Raw genomic sequence first — 17,537 nt, 5'->3', positions numbered from 1 at the left:
CGAAAACCGCAACACACTTTTCGGTCCGATGCTCCCGGCATTCGAGGATAAGGCCATGGCAGGCGAAAGACCCTTCATTCCCCTTGGCATTGCGGTTTTGACCGTTTCGGACAGCCGCACGATGGAGAACGACAAATCCGGCGATACGCTCGTCGCAAGGCTGGAGGAAGCGGGCCACAGGCTCGCGGCCCGCGCCATCGTGCCTGATGACAGGGCAGCGATTGCCGGTACCGTGCGCGACTGGACGCTCGCTGAAGGCGTGGATGTGGTGATCACCACCGGCGGCACCGGTTTTACCGGCCGCGATGTGACGCCCGAAGCGCTGGAGCCGCTGTTCGAAAAGCGCATGGATGGGTTTTCCGCCCTCTTCCACCGCATCTCCTATGACAAGATCGGCACCGCCACCATCCAGTCACGCGCGACCGGCGGCGTGGCGAACGCGACCTTCATCTTCGTGCTGCCCGGCTCGCCGGGTGCGTGCAAGGATGCGTGGGACGGTATTCTGAAAGCCCAGCTCGATTATCGCCACCTGCCCTGCAATTTCGTGGAGATCATGCCGAGGCTCGACGAGCATTTGAAGCGTGGGGCTGGGGGCGTTTAGATCAGCGGACCGGAGGTGCGTGGGGCTTCACCCCCTCTGCCCTGCCGGGCATCTCCCCCTCAAGGGGGGAGATCGGCAAGAGGCCCTCTTGTCGCTTCATTCTCAATCTTCAAGATGGACGAGACATCGCCGCAGATCGATCTCCCCCCTTGAGGGGCAGAGGGGGGTGAAGCCCCACGCACCTCCGGTTTGCAGACAATGCCCGCCCAAAACCCCCATCACGCCAGATACTTCTTGAAAAACTCCGTCGTCCGGCCCCAGGCGAGATCGGCAGCCGCCTTGTCGTAGCGCGCCGAGGACGTGTCATTGTTGAAAGCGTGGTTGACGCCGTCATAGACGAAGATTTCAAAGGTCTTGCCGTTTTCCTCCAGCGCCTTCTTATAGGCATCGATGCCAGCATTGATGCGCTCGTCGAGACCCGCATAGTGCAAGAGCAGCGGCGCCTTGATGGCCGGTACATCGGCCGCCGGGGCCTGCTGGCCGTAATAGGCGACGCCGGCATTCAGGCCCGCCGATTTGGTGGCGAAACGGTTGACCAGTCCGCCGCCCCAGCAGAAGCCGACTGCACCGACCTTGCCATTCGTCCCCTGCCGGGCCGCGAGCCACACCCGGCCCGCTTCGGCATTGGCGACCGTTGCGTCCATGTCGAGGCCGCTGAACATTTCCCGCGCCTTGTCCTCATCGGCAGGCGTACCGCCCTGCGGTGAGAGGAAATCGACAGCAAGCGCCCGGAAACCGGCGAGCGCCACCCGTCTTGCCACGTCACGAATATGGTCGTTCAGACCACGGTTCTCGTGGATGACGATGACCGAGCCGATGGAACCGGAAACGGATTTCGGCGTAACGAGGTAACCCTTCATCTCGCCGCCGGGGGCGGGATAGGTCACCTCCTCGGCGACGATCCTGTCGTCATCGGCCGCGATGACCGCCGCACGGGCGCTGTTGGCCGAAAGAAGCGGGGCGATGGCCGCCGCAGCTGCGCCCGACCCGGCCAGCACGGTGAGCTTTTCCATGAATTTGCGGCGATCGAGGCTGAGATGGGTATATTCATCGTAAGCGTCGATCATGGCCTGCGTGATCTTGGGCTTGTCCATCGCTCTATCCTCCTTGAACGCACGGATGCGGAAGGATAGCGCAGATCGCCCCGCGGGGAACGAGGCGGGGGCAAGCGGCGTCACACATTTGCGTGAGCGCCGCCAGCCAGTTTTCACATCAGGCGGCGAGGTCCACGACGATACGGCCGTCGATCTTGCCCTCTTCCATGCGGTGGAAGATATCGTTGATGTTTTCGAGCTTGTCCCAGGAGAAGTGGGCCGCCACCTTGCCTTCGCCGGCGAAGGTCAGCGCTTCCTCCAGATCCTGCCGCGTGCCGACGATGGAGCCGCGCACCGTGATGCGCTTCAGCACCGTGTCGAACACCGGAATGGAGATGAAGCCCGGCGGCAGGCCGACAAGCGCCATGGTGCCCTTGGAGCGCAGGAAGCCGTAAGCCTGCTCCATGGCCTTGGGCGACACCGCCGTCACCAGCGCGCCATGGACGCCGCCGGTCGCCTTCTGCACCTGCTCCACCGCGTCAGGCGCGCGACCATTGACGACGACATCGGCTCCGAGCTTTTTCGCAAGCGCCAGCTTGTCGTCAAAAATATCGGCGGCAACGACATGCATGCCCATGGCCTTGGCATATTGCACGGCCATGTGGCCAAGCCCGCCAATGCCTGAAATGACCACCCACTCACCGGGCCTGACCTCGGTTTCCTTCAGCCCCTTATAGACGGTGACGCCGGCGCAGAGCACCGGTGCGGCCGGGCCGAAATCGAGATTATCCGGCAGGCGGCCGACGAATTTCGGATCGGCGAGGCCGTATTCGGCAAAGCTGCCATTGACGGAATAGCCGGAATTCTTCTGGCTCGGGCAGAGCGTTTCCCAGCCCGTGCGGCAGGGAATGCAGCATCCGCAGGCGGTGTAGAGCCAGGGCGTGCCGGCACGGTCGCCTTCCTTGATGCCGGTGACGCCAGCGCCGATCTTGGCGACATAACCCACGCCTTCGTGGCCGGGGATGAAAGGCGGATTGGGTTTGACCGGCCAGTCGCCGGTTGCGGCGTGCAGGTCGGTGTGGCAAATGCCCGTCGCCTTGTAGTTGATGAGAATTTCACCGGGGCCGGGATCCGGTATCGCCACTTCCTCGATGGTCAGCGGTTTTCCAAACGCGCGGACGACGGCTGCCTTCATTGTCTTAGCCATGACATACTCCCTAATCTCTGCTCGCCTGAAATCCTCGACGGCAGGCAGAGATTAACGGGGATGGGGCGTCATGGAATTGACCCATCGCAAATCGGAGCATTTTGCAAGGCGGGATTGTCTCAGTTATGAGGCAACCTCACGGTGCTGATTTACTCCAGCGCCAACCATATGGCGAGCCATGCCCACAGGCAGACGACCAGCGCAAAGCCGATGCCGAACAATGCGCCACGCTGACGCAGGCGGTTGCTGGTGACGTGGACATAGGAATGGGTATAACGCGAGAGCACGAACAGCCATGCCAGAACGACGGTGACGATATTGTCCGCATCCGTGATGTAGAGCAGCAGGCAGGCGATGTGGAACAGCACCGGCAGTTCGAACTGGTTGGCGATGTTGCGGTTCACCAGATGGCTTTCGCGCGCCTCCTCGCCCCGGTCGCGCAGCTTGATCGCCGATTCGCGATCCTTGAAGGTGTATTTGTTGCGCCGGACGATCAGAAGCCCGTAAAGCCAGAAGACCAGAAAGACATGGGCGATCATCGGCCAGAACATTGCGGTCGTGGGTGACATGCTTTCTTCTCCAATCATGAAAACGCTCCCCGATCCGGCATGAATCGGGGAGCGCCAAATACTCAGTATCCTTTTACGGATTCGCCTCGAAAGATCAAACCGTGCCGGGGTAGTTCGGGCTTTCGCGGGTGATCGTCACGTCATGGGCGTGGCTTTCGCGCAGGCCCGCGCTGGAGATGCGAACGAAGGTGGCGCGCTCCTGGAATTCCTTGATGTTGCCGCCGCCGACATAACCCATGGCGGCCTTCAGGCCACCTGCCAGCTGGTGCAGGACGCCGGAGACCGGACCCTTGTAGGGAACCTGGCCCTCGATGCCTTCCGGAACGAGCTTCAGCGTGTCGCGCACTTCGGCCTGGAAATAACGGTCAGCCGAACCGCGCGCCATGGCGCCAACGGAGCCCATGCCGCGATAGGCCTTGAAGGAACGGCCCTGATAGAGGAACACTTCGCCTGGGCTTTCATCCGTGCCGGCAAGCAGCGAGCCGATCATGACGGCGGAAGCGCCGGCGGCGATTGCCTTGGCCAGATCGCCCGAGAACTTGATGCCGCCATCGGCGATAACAGGAATATCAGCCGCATTGGCCACTTCGACCGACGACATGATGGCCGCAAGCTGCGGAACGCCGACGCCGGCGACGATGCGGGTGGTGCAGATGGAGCCGGGGCCGATACCGACCTTGACGCCATCGGCGCCGGCATCGATCAGCGCCTTGGTGCCGTCGGCGGTGGCGACATTGCCGGCGATGATGCGAACCGAGTTCGACATCTTCTTGACCTGCGAAACGGCATCCAGCACGCGCTGCGAATGGCCATGCGCGGTATCGACAACCAGAAGGTCGACGCCGGCATCGATGAGACGCTCGGCGCGCTCGATGGCGTCAGCACCGACGCTGATGGCGGCAGCGGCGCGAAGGCGACCCTGCGCATCCTTGGTGGCGTTGGGATTGAGCTGCGACTTCTCGATATCCTTGACGGTGATGAGGCCGACGCAATTGCCCTTTCCATCCACCACCAGCAGCTTTTCGATGCGGTGCTTGTGCAGCAGGCGGCGCGCTTCCTGCTGATCGACGCTGCTTTCCTTGACCGTGACCAGGTTTTCGCGGGTCATCAGTTCGTAGATTTTCTGCTGCGGATCGGAGGCGAAGCGCACGTCGCGGTTGGTCAGAATGCCAACGAGACGGCCGTTCTTGTGGCCGCCGGAACCGCCGTTTTCCACGACCGGAATACCGGAAATGCCATGCGCCTTCATCAAGGCCTGTGCTTCAGCAAGCGTCGCATCCGGGCCGATGGTAACCGGGTTGACGACCATGCCGCTTTCGAACTTCTTCACCTGCCGTACTTCTTCGGCCTGTTCGATGGGGGTCAGGTTGCGGTGGATGACGCCGATGCCACCGGCCTGGGCCATGGCGATGGCGAGGCGGCCTTCGGTAACCGTATCCATGGCGGAAGACAGGATCGGCAGGTTGAGATCGATATCGCGGGCGATGCGGGTGGCGATATTCGTCTGTCCCGGCATGACTTCGGAATGTCCGGGTTGCAGCAACACATCGTCAAATGTGAGAGCGTCCAAACCAGTGGGTGTTTGAATGATGCGTGCCATGACCAAATTCCTTCATACTGAAAATGCGTGGCCGTTCCGGAACGAAAAGTTCACCCCGGCGCCCTGCAAGGATTGCTTGGAAGTTGGCGAGGGCTGGTAACACGTTCATGACAGGAAGGGAATAGAAAAAACCCGGAATCGGCTTCCGGGCTTTTTCTGTTGCTGCATTGCAGCAGACGTTAGAGCGCGTCGTGTGGATTCCTGTTCCATGCGACGCGCTCTAACTGCTTGTTTTCATGCATGTCGTTATCGCAAAACCGCTTAACACTTTTGCGCGACATGCATCAGATGTCGAACTGATAGGATTTCGGCACGAAACGATAGCCGGTATCCAGCTTTTCCGCGTAACCGACCGCCGGGAAAGGCATGTGATACCCAAGGAAAGGCAAACGGTCGGTGGCGATCATGTCATAGACCTTCTTACGGGTCGCGGCGGCCGCCGCCTTATCCATGTCGAATTTCACCTCCCAGTCTGGTTTCTGCAGGGAAAGGACGAAATGGTTGGCCGTATCCGCCGTCAGGATGAGTTGTTTGCCTTCCGATTCGACACGGAAAATCATGTGACCAGGCGAATGACCGAAGGCCGCCACACCGGTAATCCCGGATACGACACTGGCGCCGTCGCCAATGAAGGTCGCCTTTTCCGCCAGCGGCTTGACGTTCGTGAGAGCGCCCTTGTGGCCGCCTTCGGCAGGCGTGCCGACGCGCTTCTCATCCGTCCAGAAATCATATTCCGCCTGGCCGAACACGTAGCGCGCCTTGGAAAAAGCCGGAGCACCCTTTTCCATCAGCCCGCCAATGTGGTCGCCATGCATGTGGGTCAGCACCACCACGGTCACATCTTCCGGCGTATAGCCGGCGGCCGCCATGCCCTCGATCAACCGGCCATTGCCCGCACCGCGCCCGGCCTCACCGAAACCGGTATCGAACAGCACGAGATCGGTGCCGGTATTGACGAGGACCGGCGAGAAGGAATTGACGAATTGCTCCTTCGGCAGAAAATTGTCTTCCAGCAATTTTCCGACCGTCTCCGCAGACTGGTCGGTGCCGAAGGTCTCGCCGGGATTGGGGGCCGCGCGCGCGCCATCCTTCACCACCAGCACTTCGAAATTGCCGAGCTTGAAGCGGTTGGTTTCAGGCGGCATCGCGTGTTCTATCTCCATGGAGGTTTGCGGCTGGCTGGTCTGGGCCGTTGCCGTGCGCGCCATCAACAGCGGCGCACCGAGAACGCTTGCGCCCGCCGCACCGATGAGGCCACGTCTGCTCATGCTCAAGGATTGGGTCATTATATTTCTCCCGATATCGCCAACTGGCCGTGATCGCCAACTGAACCATGCCAACGGACAATAGAGCGAGAAAGTTGCAAGAAAACCGGCCTCACGCAGGTTTGATCGGAACTTGAGAAATTGATAATTAACGTGTTGGCAAGCCCGCTTATCAGGCGTAGGAGGAACGGCGATATCCTTTGTCGCAGCGGAAAGCCGCAGGCAGCCTCATGAACCGCATCATTCCCCTCATACTGGCAGTCGCTCTCTTCATGGAGCAGATGGACTCCACCGTCATCGCCACCTCGCTGCCGGCAATTGCCGCCGACCTTCATGTCGGCCCGATCACGCTCAAGCTCGCATTGACGGCCTATATGGTGGCGCTGGCGATCTTCATTCCCATCAGCGGCTGGATGGCCGATAAATATGGCGCGAAGAAAATCTTCCGTTTCGCCATCGGCGTCTTCGTGGTGGGATCGATCTGCTGCGCGGTGTCGTCCTCGGTGTTCGAATTCGTGCTCTCGCGTTTCCTGCAGGGCATGGGCGGGGCGATGATGACGCCCGTTGGCCGCCTCGTGCTTTTGCGCACGACCAAGCGCAGCGAACTCGTCTCCGCCATGGCGCTGCTGACAATTCCGGGGCTGGTGGGACCGCTGACCGGCCCGCCTATCGGCGGCTTCATCACCACCTATTTTTCATGGCACTGGATTTTCCTGATCAATGTGCCGATCGGCGTCATCGGCATCTGGCTCTCAACGATCTTCCTGCCCGAAATCGAAACCACCAACCCGCCGCCGATGGACGGCAAGGGCTTCGTGCTTTCAGGCATCGCCGCCTCCGGCGTGGTGTTCGGCCTCTCCGTCGTCAGCCTGCCGGCGCTGCCGCCGGCCATCGGCATCGCCTCGACGATCATCGGTTTTATCTGCGGTTTTCTTTATCTGCGCCACGCCGCGCGCCACCCTGCCCCCATTCTGGATTTTCGCATTTTCCAGAACGCGACCTTTCGGGCGGCGTCCGTCGGCGGCACCGTTTTCCGCATTTCCACGGGCGCCATACCCTTCCTGATGCCGCTGATGCTGCAGATCGGTTTCGGGCTTAACCCGTTCCAGTCGGGCATGATCACCTTTGCCGGCGCAATCGGCGCGATCACCACCAAGTTCATGGCCAAGCGGGTGTTTGCGGCAACCGGATTCCGCTCGACACTGATCGGGGCCGGCATCGTCGGCGCCTGCACTACTCTCGCCAACAGCTTCTTCACCCCGGAAACGCCCTATCCGCTGATCATGATCTTCCTTGTGACAGCGGGATTTGCCCGGTCCTTCTTCTTCACCGGATCGAACGCGCTCAGCTATTCCGATATCGAGGACAGTCAGGCCAGCCAGGCGACCTCGATGGCGTCGGTGCTGCAGCAGATCAGCCTGGCGCTGGGCGTGGCTTTCGCCGCCTCCATTCTGGAAGTCAGCAGCATGATGTCCGGCACGCATCTGCAGCTCGCCGATTTCCACATCGCCTTCACCATCGTGGCACTGGTATCGCTGTTCGCCATCGTGCCGATCATCCGCATGGACAGCAATGCCGGGGCGGCCGTCTCCGGCCACCACGGCAAGGTCTCACAACCGGCGGAGTGATCAGTCTTCGGAAACCTCTTCGGCTTCCGCATCGACGTGCGGCTCGCTCTTGCGGCCCTTGAAGTGCTTGGCAAGCAGGAACATTTCCACCGATTCCGAGCGTGAGGACGCCGGCTTGATGTGCAGAACCTGCTTGAAGTTCTTCTTCAGCATATCCAGCAATGCCTTTTCCGTGCCGCCCTGGAAGGTCTTGGCAAGGAAGTGACCGCCTTCCGCCAGCACCTGAACGGCGAAATCGGCCGCGACTTCGCACAGATGCATGGTGCGGATATGGTCGGTCTTCTGGTGCCCGGTGGTGGGCGCGGCCATGTCCGACAGCACCAGATCGGGCGTGCCGCCAACGGCCTCCATCAGCTTTTCCGGCGCGCTCGGATCGAGGAAGTCGAGCTGCAGAATTTTCACACCGGGAATGGGATCGATCTCGAGGAAATCGATAGCCGCGACGCGGATATCGTCCTCGGTGGAATCCGTCACCTTGGAAGCGATCTGCGACCAGCTGCCGGGGGCGGCACCAAGGTCGATGATGCGGCGCGCGCCTTTCAGGATCTGGTGCTTGTCGTTGATTTCCAAAAGCTTGAAGGCGGCGCGGGCGCGATAGCCTTCAAGCCTGGCGCGCTGCACATAGGGGTCGTTGATATGACGTTCCAGCCAGCGGCGCGACGAGGCCTTGAGCTTGGTCTTCTTGACCTTCTGGCCGATCTTGCGGCCGGTGCGGTTGTTGCTTGTCGGCGCCTTGCTCATGTCAAACCTTCCGTCCTGTCCTGCCGTGTCATCTGCATGCGCCTAATGCGGTTGCGCCGCCATGCGCCGTCATCCGCCATCATGTCCGTCAAAAGGCCTTCGCGAAGGCCGCGATCCGCCACGCGCATGCGGCGTGCCGGCCAGCGGCGGCGAATGGCCTCGAGAATGGCGCAGCCGGCCAGAACCAAATCGGCCCTGTCAGGCCCGATGCAGGCATTGGCGGCGCGACCCGCGAAATCCCAGGCCAGAAGCTTGTCCTGCATCGCCGTCACCTCGGCGTCCGACAACCACAGGCCATCCACCTTGCGGCGATCGTATCGTGGCAGATCGAGATGGACGCCGGCAAGCGTCGTCACCGTGCCCGAGGTCCCGATCAGGTGAAAATCCTCGTGATGGGTTTGCGGTGCGAGAGGCGGGCAATGGAAGGCATCGAGCAGCCCTTCGACTTCCCGCACCATGGCGGCGAAGACGTCCGGCGTCACATCGCGCCCGCCATGGCGTTCCGAAAGCGTGACGACACCGACCGGCAACGAGGTCCAGTGGGTGATGTGGTTGGCGAGCCGGTTCGAGCGGTTTTCCCCGACCTTGATGACGGCGATTTCCGACGATCCGCCACCGATATCGAACAGCACGACGGAGCGTGCTTCGCGCCCGACGAGAGAGGCACAGCCAGACACCGCAAGGCGGGCTTCCGTCTCGCGGCTGATGATTTCGAGCTTCAGTCCCGTTTCCCGCGTAACCCGCGCCAGAAATTCCTCGCCATTCGACGCAGCGCGGCAGGCCTCGGTGGCGATGAGCCGCATGCGCCTGATCGGACGACCGGAGAGTTTCGCGGAGCAGACTTTCAGCGCCTCGACAGCTCGATCCATGGCGTCGTCGGACAGCCGGCCGCTCGACACCAGCCCCTCGCCCAGCCGGACGATGCGCGAAAAGGCATCGACGACCCGGAACTGGCCGGGCCGCGTCGGCTGCGCAATCAATAGGCGGCAATTATTGGTGCCGAGATCGAGCGCGGCATACATATCCGCCGGCGGCTCCTGGCCATGCTCATGCTGGCGGCCTGCGTGGCGAGCGGATATTTCGGATTGCCGGTGCGGTTCCTGTCCGGCCCCATTGGCGCGGCCATTCTGCTTGCCGACGTGTTTCGGCGCATGCGTGGGAACCAGCGGACGGCCCTGTGGATCGCGACCGCGTGGATCGCGGTGACCACGCTTGCGGTGGCGCGACTTTCGCCCTGCGCCCGGCGGCACGGAGGATGGATTGGCAGCATCTGTTGCGGCTGGAGCCTGCGTCTGCACGGTGGAAGCTGGGGCAGCCTGCTGAGACGCACCCTTGCCGCGAGAGCGCCTGCGGCGCTTTCTCTTGCGCGGCTCGGCATCCGGCTCAAGAGCCGATACATAGGAGGAACCGGCCGGAACATCCGCGGCAACATCATGCGACAGCACAGCAGCGTCACGGGGCTGACCGTCACGCTTGTGTTTCTTGCCACGGCGGGATCGCTTCGCTTTCCCTTTGTTCGCCACCGACGCCCCTTGTTCCGACGGCTTTGGGCCGTTTCCGGGGTCGATCACTGTCTTGTCCATTTCGCCGCGCACAAGCGTAGACGCTATGCTGCTGGCTTTCATAAGGTTTCGTTGGGCGGACAATACCAGCGCAAGCGATTTTAGCCAAATGGTTTTTGCCGGGCGGCGTGTGGCAAAGGCTCACACGTCACCAAGGTTGCGTGACGCCCGCGCCGAATGCACGCTTCATCGATAGGAGTTTCATGTTGCTCCTCCGCTCGTTTGCTTGAGCCCGTCACGCTCTCCCCAAGCGTGACGAAACCAATTGCGGGCGCTCGCCTACAACACGGAGATCATGCCGCCATCGGCATAGACGATCTGGCCATTGACGTAGTCGGATGCGGCGGACGCAAAATAAATGACGGTTCCCGCCAGTTCTTCGGGCCGGCCCCAACGTCGCGCCGGCGTGCGCGCCTTGACCCAGGCGTCGAATTCCGGGTTGGCGAGCAGGGCCTCGTTCATATCGGTGATCATGTAGCCGGGGCCGATCGCATTGGCTTGAATGCCCTTTTCGGCCCACTCGGCCGCCATGGCCTTGGTCAGCATCTTGATGCCGCCTTTCGCCACGGTGTAAGGCGCAACCGTTGCCCGGGCAAGTTCGGAGGTCAGCGATCCGATATTGATGATCTTGCCGGAACCGCGTTCCGCCATCCGCCTGGCCGCCTCCCGGCCGACGAGGAAGGCCGACGTCAGATTGGTGTCGATCACCCTTCGCCAGTCGGCGCTCTCCAACTCCAGCATAGGCTTGCGGAACTGGATGCCGGCATTGTTGACGAGGATATCCACCCGGATACCGTCCCGGTCGAACCGCTCGAAGGCTGCGATGACAGCGGCTTCGTCGGTCACGTCGAACGCCGCCGTCAGCACCTCACGACCTGTCGAGCGCATCGCCGTGGCCGCCTCTTCCAGTCGCTTGGCATCGACGCCATTGAGGATCACCCGGGCGCCGGCATTCGCCAGCCCCTCGGCAAAGGCCCGCCCCAAACCGCGGGACGAACCGGTGATCAGCGCCGTCTTGCCGCTGAGATCGAATAGTGAAACGCTCATGACGATTCCCCTCAGAGTTCAGAGACGCGGACGGACAGATCCGAGCGTTCGAAGAAGGATGGTTGCAGTTCAGTGCCGAGACCGGGGCCTTCCATCGGATAAACGAAGCCGCCCTCGATACGCGGAACCTCCGTCACCAGTTCGCGATACCAGCCCTTGTAAAAAGCGCGCACGCTTTCCTGGATAAGCGTGTTGGGCTGCGAAAAGCTCATGTGGATGGCGGCGGCGAAGCCGACCGGGCCGATGCAGTCATGCGGGGCAAAAGGCCGGTGATAGGTCTCCGCCATGGCCGCGATCTTGCGGCCCTCGGTCAGGCCGCCCGTCCAGCACAGGTCGGCCATGACGACATGGGCGGCGTCGCGGTCGAGATAGTCCTTATAGGCAAAACGGGTGCCGAGCGTTTCGGAGGCGCAGGTCCAAACATCGGTGGAATGCGCGTATTCGGCAAGCGCCTGCGGCGAATTCATCCGTATCGGATCTTCGTACCATGTGGGCTTGAACGGCTCGAGCGCCCGCGCGATCTGCTTGGCAACCGGCAGGTTCCACAGCGAGTGGAACTCGACCATGATATCCATCTTGTCGCCGACGGCCTTGCGGATCAGCTCGAACGGCTTGATCGCCGTCTTCATCTGTTCCGCCGTGATGAACAGACCGCGGTTTTCCATCGCCGGAGGATCGAACGGCCAGATCTTCATGGCCGTGATGCCGTTCGACAGGAGGTCTTCCGCCAGTTCGCCCGCCCGGTTCATGAAACCGTCGAGGTCTTCGTAGGGACCGGCTTCCTCACCCAAATTCCATGTATCGACCGGCTTGATCTTCTTCGTCCGCACATAGCGGCTTCCGGCGCAGGTATTGTAGACACGCATCTTCTCCACGCAGAGCCCGCCCAGCATCTGGTGAACAGGCTGCCCGCATACCTTGCCGAAAATATCCCACAGCGCGATGTCGACTGCGGAAGCCGCCCGATGTTCCGCCCCCGTCGAGGCATGGGCCATCGGCAGGTTGAGCATTTCCCGGTGAAGGGCTTCTATATGAAGCGGGTTACGGCCCACCAGCCGGCTTGCCAGCGTATCGTGGATGTGGGCCTCGACGGCCGCCGCCCCATAAAAGGTTTCGCCGAGACCGGTAACGCCCTGATCGGTCTCCACATGCACCCAGAGAACGTTGGAGAACTCTTCTGCTCGAAAAGTCTTGATCGCAGTTATTTTCATCATTGCTTCCGTTCAATCCGCCCGACTTTCGCCAAGCCGCCATTTCAGCGGGAAAACCGCAGAGGCAAAGGAAATCCATCGATCGCATACGAGAGCATGCGGCCCTGTTTCTCCATCGAAGTCTGACTGACGTTTCTTTCCGCCCGATTTTTATGGCAGAATTTCTGCCAGTCTCGTATAATCCTGTCAACTGAAAATGCGAAAGTAATGTTCCGAAATGACAAAAGATGTAGGACAGGTTTGCGAAGAAGATATAGGCCTCGTTGAACGGGCCATTGTCGATGTGCGCGCCTATATGCGCGAAAACCAGCTTCGGCCGGGCAGCCCCATGCCCAGCGAAACGGCCATGGCCGCCAGGCTCGATGTTTCCCGATCCGTGACGCGGGAGGCCTTCCGTGCCCTTGCTGCACTCGGGATCCTCGAGGTCAGCTCCGGTCGCCGGGCGCGGGTTGCGGCACCGGATGCGATACCGCTCAGCATGATTCTCGATCATACCGTGACAACGAAGCAGCTCAGCGTTCAGCAGGTTCTGGATGTGCGGCGCACGCTTGAGCTGCGCACGGCAAGCCTTGCGTCGCTGCGCCGTACGGATGCCCAGGCGCGGGAGCTTCTCCAGATCGTGGAAGACATGTTCAACGCGCTCGAAACACCCGAGGCGTTGATGGAGCTCGACATTCGCTTCCACGAACTGATCGCCCAGGCTTCGGGCAACTCTCTTTATGGAATCATCGTCGGCTCTTTCCGCGTCGTAACCCAGCAGACCTGGCACATAGGCTGGCGCAGCCGCGCCACTCTGGAGAACCGCACGGAAAACATCCGTTGCCATCAGAGGATCGCCGAAGCGATCAGCCTCCAGAATATGGAGATGGCGGAGGCCGCCATGACCGAACATTTCGACTCGGCCGTCGGCGTCCTGCTTCGGGCGGGCGTCAATTGACGAAGCCATGCGATGGCCATCGCCTGTCGCCGCGACCGGACGCCGTCCAGTCATGGCGCGCATCTGCGCGATCGAAACAGGCGTTACCATCCGACGAGACTGCCATCGTGATGACGCCAGAGTGGATTGCGCCAAGCTGCGCCTAAAAAATATGCTTGAAAGCCCATCGGCAAGAACACAAATCGGGCACTCTTCTTCGCATTTTGACGAAATCGCGCGGCAAAGCCCGAAATCCAATCTGGCACGCGGTTTGCTTCGTTTATTCTGAGTTGGCCGCTAGGGTTCCGGTGCAGGTTTGCATGACTGGTCCGAGAGCAGCCACTGTGCGAGGAGAAATCTCGCACGGATGCACGGCGGGACAAAAGCCCGGGAGACCTCGTTAGCCAAGGGATTGGCGGCGTTGGTCTATGCCGATCCCTTTTTGAGAACAAGCAAAAGGGGAATACCAATGCAGACTTTCAGAACAATCATTTCCATTTCCGCGCTGGGGGGCCTTCTTGCGCTCCCGCTGGTTTCGACAGCGGATGCTGCGCCCAAAAAGGATTTCAAGGTCGCCTGGTCGATCTATGTCGGCTGGATGCCCTGGGGCTATGCCGCCGACCATGGCATCGTCAAGAAATGGGCCGACAAATACGGCATCAATATCGAGGTCACGCAGTTCAACGATTATGTGGAATCGATGAACCAGTATACAGCGGGCGCCTATGATGCCGTGACGCTGACCAACATGGACGGCCTGTCCATTCCCGCTGCCGGCGGCGTCGATACAACCGCCGTCATCGTCGGCGACTTCTCCAATGGAAACGATGCCGTCATCCTCAAGGACAAAAAAGACCTTGCCGAGATCAAGGGCCAGAACATCAATCTCGTAGAGTTCTCTGTGTCGCATTATCTGCTTGCACGGGCGCTCGAAACCATCGGCTCATCCGAACGCGATGTGAAAGTCGTCAATACGTCCGACGCGGACATGGTCGCCGCCTATCAGACACCGGAGGTTTCCGCTGTCGTAACGTGGAATCCGCTGGTTTCGACCATTCTCCAGAATTCCTCGGCCAACAAGGTTTTCGACAGTTCCAAAGTCCCCGGCGAGATCATCGATCTGATGGTCGCCCATACCGATGTGCTGAAGGATAATCCCGATTTCGGCAAGGCGCTCGCGGGCATCTGGTACGATACGATGAAGGTGATGACCGCCGAGAGCGCGGAAGGCAAGGCGGCGCGTGAGGCGATGGGCAAGGCATCCGGCACGGATCTTGCCGGTTTCGAAGCCCAGATGGCGGCCACCAAGCTGTTCGACAAGCCGGCGGACGCGGTCGCCTTCACGGCTTCGCCGGACCTGCCGAAGACCATGGACCGGGTGCGGCACTTCCTGTTCGACAAGGGCCTGCTTGGCAACGGCGCGTCATCGGCGGACGCAATCGGCATCGCGTTTCCGGATGGGGCCGTCCGCGGCGACACGTCCAACGTCAAGTTCCGCTTCACGACGGACTACATGGCCGAAGCGGCCAAGGGAATGCTCTGAGGACCAGCCGCACCGCGCACCGGCGCGGTCTTCCACCCTGCCATCACCCCGGAGTTTCCCATGCGCTGGATCAATTCGCGTCCTTCGAACGGCGCCCGTCTTGGACTTGCCGTCCTGCCCTTTGCGGCCGTGCTGATCGCTTACACGGTCGGCTCGGCGGCACGGCTTGCCGAAAACGCCAATGACAAGCTTCTGCCGGGCTTTGCCGGCCTTGCCGACGCCATCAACCGGCTGGCCGTCATCCCCGATGCCCGCACGGGTGATATTCTTCTATGGACGGATACGGCCGCAAGCCTCGTCCGCCTGTTTTCGGGGCTGGGGATAGCGACCGCGATGGCGTTGGCCATCGGCATGCTTATCGGCATGCTGCCTTACGCACGGTCGCTGCTTTCGCCTTTCGTTAGCGCCATTTCCATGGTGCCGCCGCTGGCGCTTTTGCCCATCCTTTTCATCCTGCTCGGCCTTGGCGAAATTTCCAAGATCGCACTCATCGTCATCGGTGTGGCGCCCGTGATGATCCGCGATCTGGCGCTCAGGGCTATCGAACTGCCGCGCGAGCAGATCATCAAGGCCGAGACGCTCGGGGCAAACTCATGGCAGATCGCGCTGCGCGTGGTGCTGCCGCAGGTCCTGCCGCGGCTCATCACCTGTCTGCGTCTCCAGCTCGGACCGGCCTGGCTTTTCCTGATCGCGGCGGAAGCGATTTCGTCCGATGCGGGGCTCGGTTATCGCATCTTCCTCGTTCGCCGTTATCTCGCGATGGATGTGATTTTTCCCTATGTCATCTGGATCACGCTTATCGCCGTGCTGACCGACTGGCTGCTGGACCGGCTGCGCCTTGCCGTCTTTCCGTGGTCGGCAACGGAGAACAAGGCATGAGCACGCTCACCATCGACAATGTCTGGAAGGAATATGGCGACCAGATCGTGCTCGAGAATGTTTCGCTCGAGATCGAATCCCGCGCTTTTGTCGCGCTTGTCGGTCCGTCCGGCTGCGGCAAGACCACCTTCCTGCGCATGATCCTCGGCCAGGAGCGGCCGAGCCGCGGCACGATCCTTCTCGACGGCAAACCGCTGCCCGACGAACCGGGACCGGACCGCGGCGTCGTGTTCCAGAAATATTCGGTGTTTCCGCATCTGACCGTGCTCGGTAACGTCCTGATCGGCAAGGAACTTGCCGCCTCGCCCGTCAGCGGCAGGCTGTTCGGCGCCGCCCGCCGGGCCGCGATCGACGAGGCCCGCACCATGATCGCCGATGTCGGCCTTTCAGGGTCGGAAGACAAATATCCCGCCCAGCTTTCCGGCGGCATGCAGCAGCGCCTGGCGCTTGCCCAGACGCTGCTGATGCGGCCGAAAATCCTGCTGCTCGACGAACCCTTCGGCGCACTTGATCCGGGCATTCGCGCCGAAATCCACCAGCTGATGAAACGGCTGTGGAACGAAGCGCAGATGACGGTGGTGATGGTGACGCACGACATGCGCGAGGCCTTCACGCTTGCCACTCGCGTCATCGCTTTCGAGCGCCCACGCGACCGCCCGGAGGAAAAACTGCGCTATGGCGCAACGGTCACCCGCGACATTTCGATCTGGCCGCCGCGCCGGGCCGGCGGCGTCGCCGCCTGAAACGATATGCATCAGGGCCAAGCCCTGATGTCGACTGCGCAGTTGCGGATAGAGGGGCGGCTCAAAACCCCTGCCGGAATTGCTTCCGACGGCCCGCCGGGACGACCCGGCAAACAAGGGCAGACACCGGGACGACCCGAACTCAACCGCCATGGAGCACCTTATGCACCAAAGACGTTCGCCCGAAGAAATCGCCGCCAACCGCGCCCGTTATGAAGATCACCAGAAAAAGGGGCTGGAATTCGCGCCCAAGGCGCTGCCCGGCTTCAGCCTCCTGCCCGAACCCACGCTCGACGAAACGAAAATCCTTCACCGCGAAATCATTCCCGGCGGCTGGTACTGGACGACCAGGCTGCGCAGGGAAGAGGTGCTGCGCATCAGCCTCAGCCACGGCTTCTCTTCGATTGCGCTCATCGCCTGGAATGCCGCCGACACCTCGGAACGCATCAATCTGCCCGACACGATCAAGGTGCAGTGGACGACGGGGCTTTCCAAAGGTCGCGTCATCTTTTCCGACATGGGGCGTGTGATGTTTTCGATTACCGAAGACAGTTCCGGCGCGCATGATTGCCTTGTCGGCGGCTCGAACGCGCAGAGCAACGCCCGTTATGAGGGCGCACATCTGCGCGACACGCGCGATAATTTCATCAAGCTGGCGATGAAGCTCGGCCTCGACCGCCGTGACATTCCCGCCGCGCTGACGCTTTTCGCGCCCGTGCGTGTTGATGCCGAAGGCCGTTTTTTCTGGAACCCGGCCCTCCTCAACGGCGGGGACTATGTGGAACTGCGTGCGGAAATGGACATGCTGGTCGGTTTTTCCAATTGCCCGCATCCGCTCGATCCCAACCCGGCCTATGCGCCAACCCCGGTGACGGTCACCCGCCTTGCGGCCGCTCCGGTTGCCGCCGACGACCTGTGCCGGACCGCCACCGCCGAGGCCGTGCGCGGTTTCGAGAACAACGCGCTTTCCAACCTTTGAGCCGGGAGAAAC

General features: G+C 61.4%; 16 protein-coding genes and 1 riboswitch. Of the genes, 7 read left to right on the top strand and 9 right to left on the bottom strand.

Translation table 11 applies throughout. The annotated features are described in order from the left end of the window. Positions 1–55 precede the first annotated feature (55 nt). Positions 56–601 carry a molybdenum cofactor biosynthesis protein B gene (gene moaB / locus ACQZ5N_RS21310; protein WP_448734029.1) on the top strand — a complete coding sequence of 182 codons (546 nt, stop codon included), beginning with the start codon at positions 56–58 and terminating at the stop codon, positions 599–601. A gap of 218 nt (positions 602–819) precedes the next feature. On the opposite strand, the gene ACQZ5N_RS21305 is transcribed toward moaB, so the two are convergent. The 5 genes from ACQZ5N_RS21305 to ACQZ5N_RS21285 form a co-directional block, all read right to left on the bottom strand. Next, the gene (locus tag ACQZ5N_RS21305) at positions 820–1,695 is read right to left on the bottom strand and encodes a dienelactone hydrolase family protein (RefSeq protein WP_448734028.1); all 876 of its coding nucleotides are present in this window, start codon (positions 1,693–1,695) and stop codon (positions 820–822) included. Between the two features lie 118 nt (positions 1,696–1,813). Beyond that, a complete protein-coding gene (gene adhP / locus ACQZ5N_RS21300; RefSeq protein ID WP_004440101.1) occupies positions 1,814–2,842 on the bottom strand; it encodes an alcohol dehydrogenase AdhP in 1,029 nt (342 codons plus the stop codon). 149 nt (positions 2,843–2,991) lie between these two features. Further along, positions 2,992–3,393: an MAPEG family protein gene (locus tag ACQZ5N_RS21295; RefSeq protein WP_448734041.1), complete on the bottom strand. Its 402-nt coding sequence runs from the start codon at positions 3,391–3,393 to the stop codon at positions 2,992–2,994. Positions 3,394–3,505: 112 nt separating this feature from the next. Continuing rightward, positions 3,506–5,011, bottom strand: a complete 1,506-nt coding sequence (guaB, locus tag ACQZ5N_RS21290; protein WP_448734027.1) for an IMP dehydrogenase — start codon at positions 5,009–5,011, stop codon at positions 3,506–3,508. 284 nt (positions 5,012–5,295) lie between these two features. After that, positions 5,296–6,297 (bottom strand): MBL fold metallo-hydrolase, encoded by a 1,002-nt coding sequence (locus tag ACQZ5N_RS21285; RefSeq protein ID WP_448734026.1) that lies wholly within the window; start codon positions 6,295–6,297, stop codon positions 5,296–5,298. A gap of 209 nt (positions 6,298–6,506) precedes the next feature. Here ACQZ5N_RS21285 and ACQZ5N_RS21280 point away from each other — a divergent pair, with 209 nt between their 5' ends. Then, positions 6,507–7,904 (top strand): MDR family MFS transporter, encoded by a 1,398-nt coding sequence (locus tag ACQZ5N_RS21280; protein WP_448734025.1) that lies wholly within the window; start codon positions 6,507–6,509, stop codon positions 7,902–7,904. On the opposite strand, the gene ACQZ5N_RS21275 is transcribed toward ACQZ5N_RS21280, so the two are convergent. From ACQZ5N_RS21275 to ACQZ5N_RS21260, 4 genes are all read right to left on the bottom strand, one after another. Further along, on the bottom strand, positions 7,905–8,645 hold the full coding sequence (locus ACQZ5N_RS21275; RefSeq protein WP_304982201.1) for an RlmE family RNA methyltransferase: 741 nt from the start codon (positions 8,643–8,645) through the stop codon (positions 7,905–7,907). After that, positions 8,642–10,270: a Ppx/GppA phosphatase family protein gene (locus ACQZ5N_RS21270; RefSeq protein WP_448734024.1), complete on the bottom strand. Its 1,629-nt coding sequence runs from the start codon at positions 10,268–10,270 to the stop codon at positions 8,642–8,644. Before ACQZ5N_RS21270 ends, ACQZ5N_RS21275 begins: the two co-directional genes overlap by 4 nt. A gap of 216 nt (positions 10,271–10,486) precedes the next feature. Next, entirely contained in the window at positions 10,487–11,254 is a 768-nt protein-coding gene (locus tag ACQZ5N_RS21265) for an SDR family oxidoreductase (protein WP_448734023.1), read from the bottom strand. A gap of 11 nt (positions 11,255–11,265) precedes the next feature. After that, the gene (locus tag ACQZ5N_RS21260; RefSeq protein ID WP_035236078.1) at positions 11,266–12,465 is read right to left on the bottom strand and encodes a mandelate racemase/muconate lactonizing enzyme family protein; all 1,200 of its coding nucleotides are present in this window, start codon (positions 12,463–12,465) and stop codon (positions 11,266–11,268) included. Positions 12,466–12,682: 217 nt separating this feature from the next. Between ACQZ5N_RS21260 and ACQZ5N_RS21255 the strand changes: the two genes are divergently transcribed. The 5 genes from ACQZ5N_RS21255 (at position 12,683) to ACQZ5N_RS21235 (ending at position 17,525) form a co-directional block, all read left to right on the top strand. After that, positions 12,683–13,402, top strand: coding sequence for a FadR/GntR family transcriptional regulator (locus ACQZ5N_RS21255; protein ID WP_448734022.1), 720 nt, complete (start codon positions 12,683–12,685; stop codon positions 13,400–13,402). Between the two features lie 265 nt (positions 13,403–13,667). After that, a riboswitch (guanidine-I (ykkC/yxkD leader) is annotated at positions 13,668–13,777 on the top strand. A 73-nt stretch (positions 13,778–13,850) separates the two neighbouring features. Next, a complete protein-coding gene (locus tag ACQZ5N_RS21250; protein WP_059760649.1) occupies positions 13,851–14,924 on the top strand; it encodes a putative urea ABC transporter substrate-binding protein in 1,074 nt (357 codons plus the stop codon). Positions 14,925–14,984: 60 nt separating this feature from the next. Then, positions 14,985–15,803 carry an ABC transporter permease gene (locus ACQZ5N_RS21245; RefSeq protein WP_269828158.1) on the top strand — a complete coding sequence of 273 codons (819 nt, stop codon included), beginning with the start codon at positions 14,985–14,987 and terminating at the stop codon, positions 15,801–15,803. Next, a complete protein-coding gene (locus tag ACQZ5N_RS21240) occupies positions 15,800–16,546 on the top strand; it encodes an ABC transporter ATP-binding protein (protein ID WP_004432675.1) in 747 nt (248 codons plus the stop codon). Before ACQZ5N_RS21245 ends, ACQZ5N_RS21240 begins: the two co-directional genes overlap by 4 nt. A gap of 163 nt (positions 16,547–16,709) precedes the next feature. After that, positions 16,710–17,525 (top strand): urea amidolyase associated protein UAAP1, encoded by an 816-nt coding sequence (locus ACQZ5N_RS21235; protein ID WP_448734021.1) that lies wholly within the window; start codon positions 16,710–16,712, stop codon positions 17,523–17,525. The last annotated feature ends 12 nt before the right edge of the window (positions 17,526–17,537 follow it).

This window comes from Agrobacterium sp. 22-221-1, assembly GCF_053522445.1.
This window is presented reverse-complemented; position numbering and strand designations above follow the sequence as displayed.

What these genes read in the sequence shown, in the direction of transcription:
- moaB (WP_448734029.1), top strand. Translation starts at nt 56, where the DNA reads ATGGCAGGCGAAAGACCCTTCATTCCCCTTGGCATTGCGGTTTTGACC.
- ACQZ5N_RS21305 (WP_448734028.1), bottom strand. Translation starts at nt 1,695, where the DNA reads ATGGACAAGCCCAAGATCACGCAGGCCATGATCGACGCTTACGATGAA.
- adhP (WP_004440101.1), bottom strand. Translation starts at nt 2,842, where the DNA reads ATGGCTAAGACAATGAAGGCAGCCGTCGTCCGCGCGTTTGGAAAACCG.
- ACQZ5N_RS21295 (WP_448734041.1), bottom strand. Translation starts at nt 3,393, where the DNA reads ATGTTCTGGCCGATGATCGCCCATGTCTTTCTGGTCTTCTGGCTTTAC.
- guaB (WP_448734027.1), bottom strand. Translation starts at nt 5,011, where the DNA reads ATGGCACGCATCATTCAAACACCCACTGGTTTGGACGCTCTCACATTT.
- ACQZ5N_RS21285 (WP_448734026.1), bottom strand. Translation starts at nt 6,297, where the DNA reads ATGACCCAATCCTTGAGCATGAGCAGACGTGGCCTCATCGGTGCGGCG.
- ACQZ5N_RS21280 (WP_448734025.1), top strand. Translation starts at nt 6,507, where the DNA reads ATGAACCGCATCATTCCCCTCATACTGGCAGTCGCTCTCTTCATGGAG.
- ACQZ5N_RS21275 (WP_304982201.1), bottom strand. Translation starts at nt 8,645, where the DNA reads ATGAGCAAGGCGCCGACAAGCAACAACCGCACCGGCCGCAAGATCGGC.
- ACQZ5N_RS21270 (WP_448734024.1), bottom strand. Translation starts at nt 10,270, where the DNA reads ATGAAAGCCAGCAGCATAGCGTCTACGCTTGTGCGCGGCGAAATGGAC.
- ACQZ5N_RS21265 (WP_448734023.1), bottom strand. Translation starts at nt 11,254, where the DNA reads ATGAGCGTTTCACTATTCGATCTCAGCGGCAAGACGGCGCTGATCACC.
- ACQZ5N_RS21260 (WP_035236078.1), bottom strand. Translation starts at nt 12,465, where the DNA reads ATGAAAATAACTGCGATCAAGACTTTTCGAGCAGAAGAGTTCTCCAAC.
- ACQZ5N_RS21255 (WP_448734022.1), top strand. Translation starts at nt 12,683, where the DNA reads ATGACAAAAGATGTAGGACAGGTTTGCGAAGAAGATATAGGCCTCGTT.
- ACQZ5N_RS21250 (WP_059760649.1), top strand. Translation starts at nt 13,851, where the DNA reads ATGCAGACTTTCAGAACAATCATTTCCATTTCCGCGCTGGGGGGCCTT.
- ACQZ5N_RS21245 (WP_269828158.1), top strand. Translation starts at nt 14,985, where the DNA reads ATGCGCTGGATCAATTCGCGTCCTTCGAACGGCGCCCGTCTTGGACTT.
- ACQZ5N_RS21240 (WP_004432675.1), top strand. Translation starts at nt 15,800, where the DNA reads ATGAGCACGCTCACCATCGACAATGTCTGGAAGGAATATGGCGACCAG.
- ACQZ5N_RS21235 (WP_448734021.1), top strand. Translation starts at nt 16,710, where the DNA reads ATGCACCAAAGACGTTCGCCCGAAGAAATCGCCGCCAACCGCGCCCGT.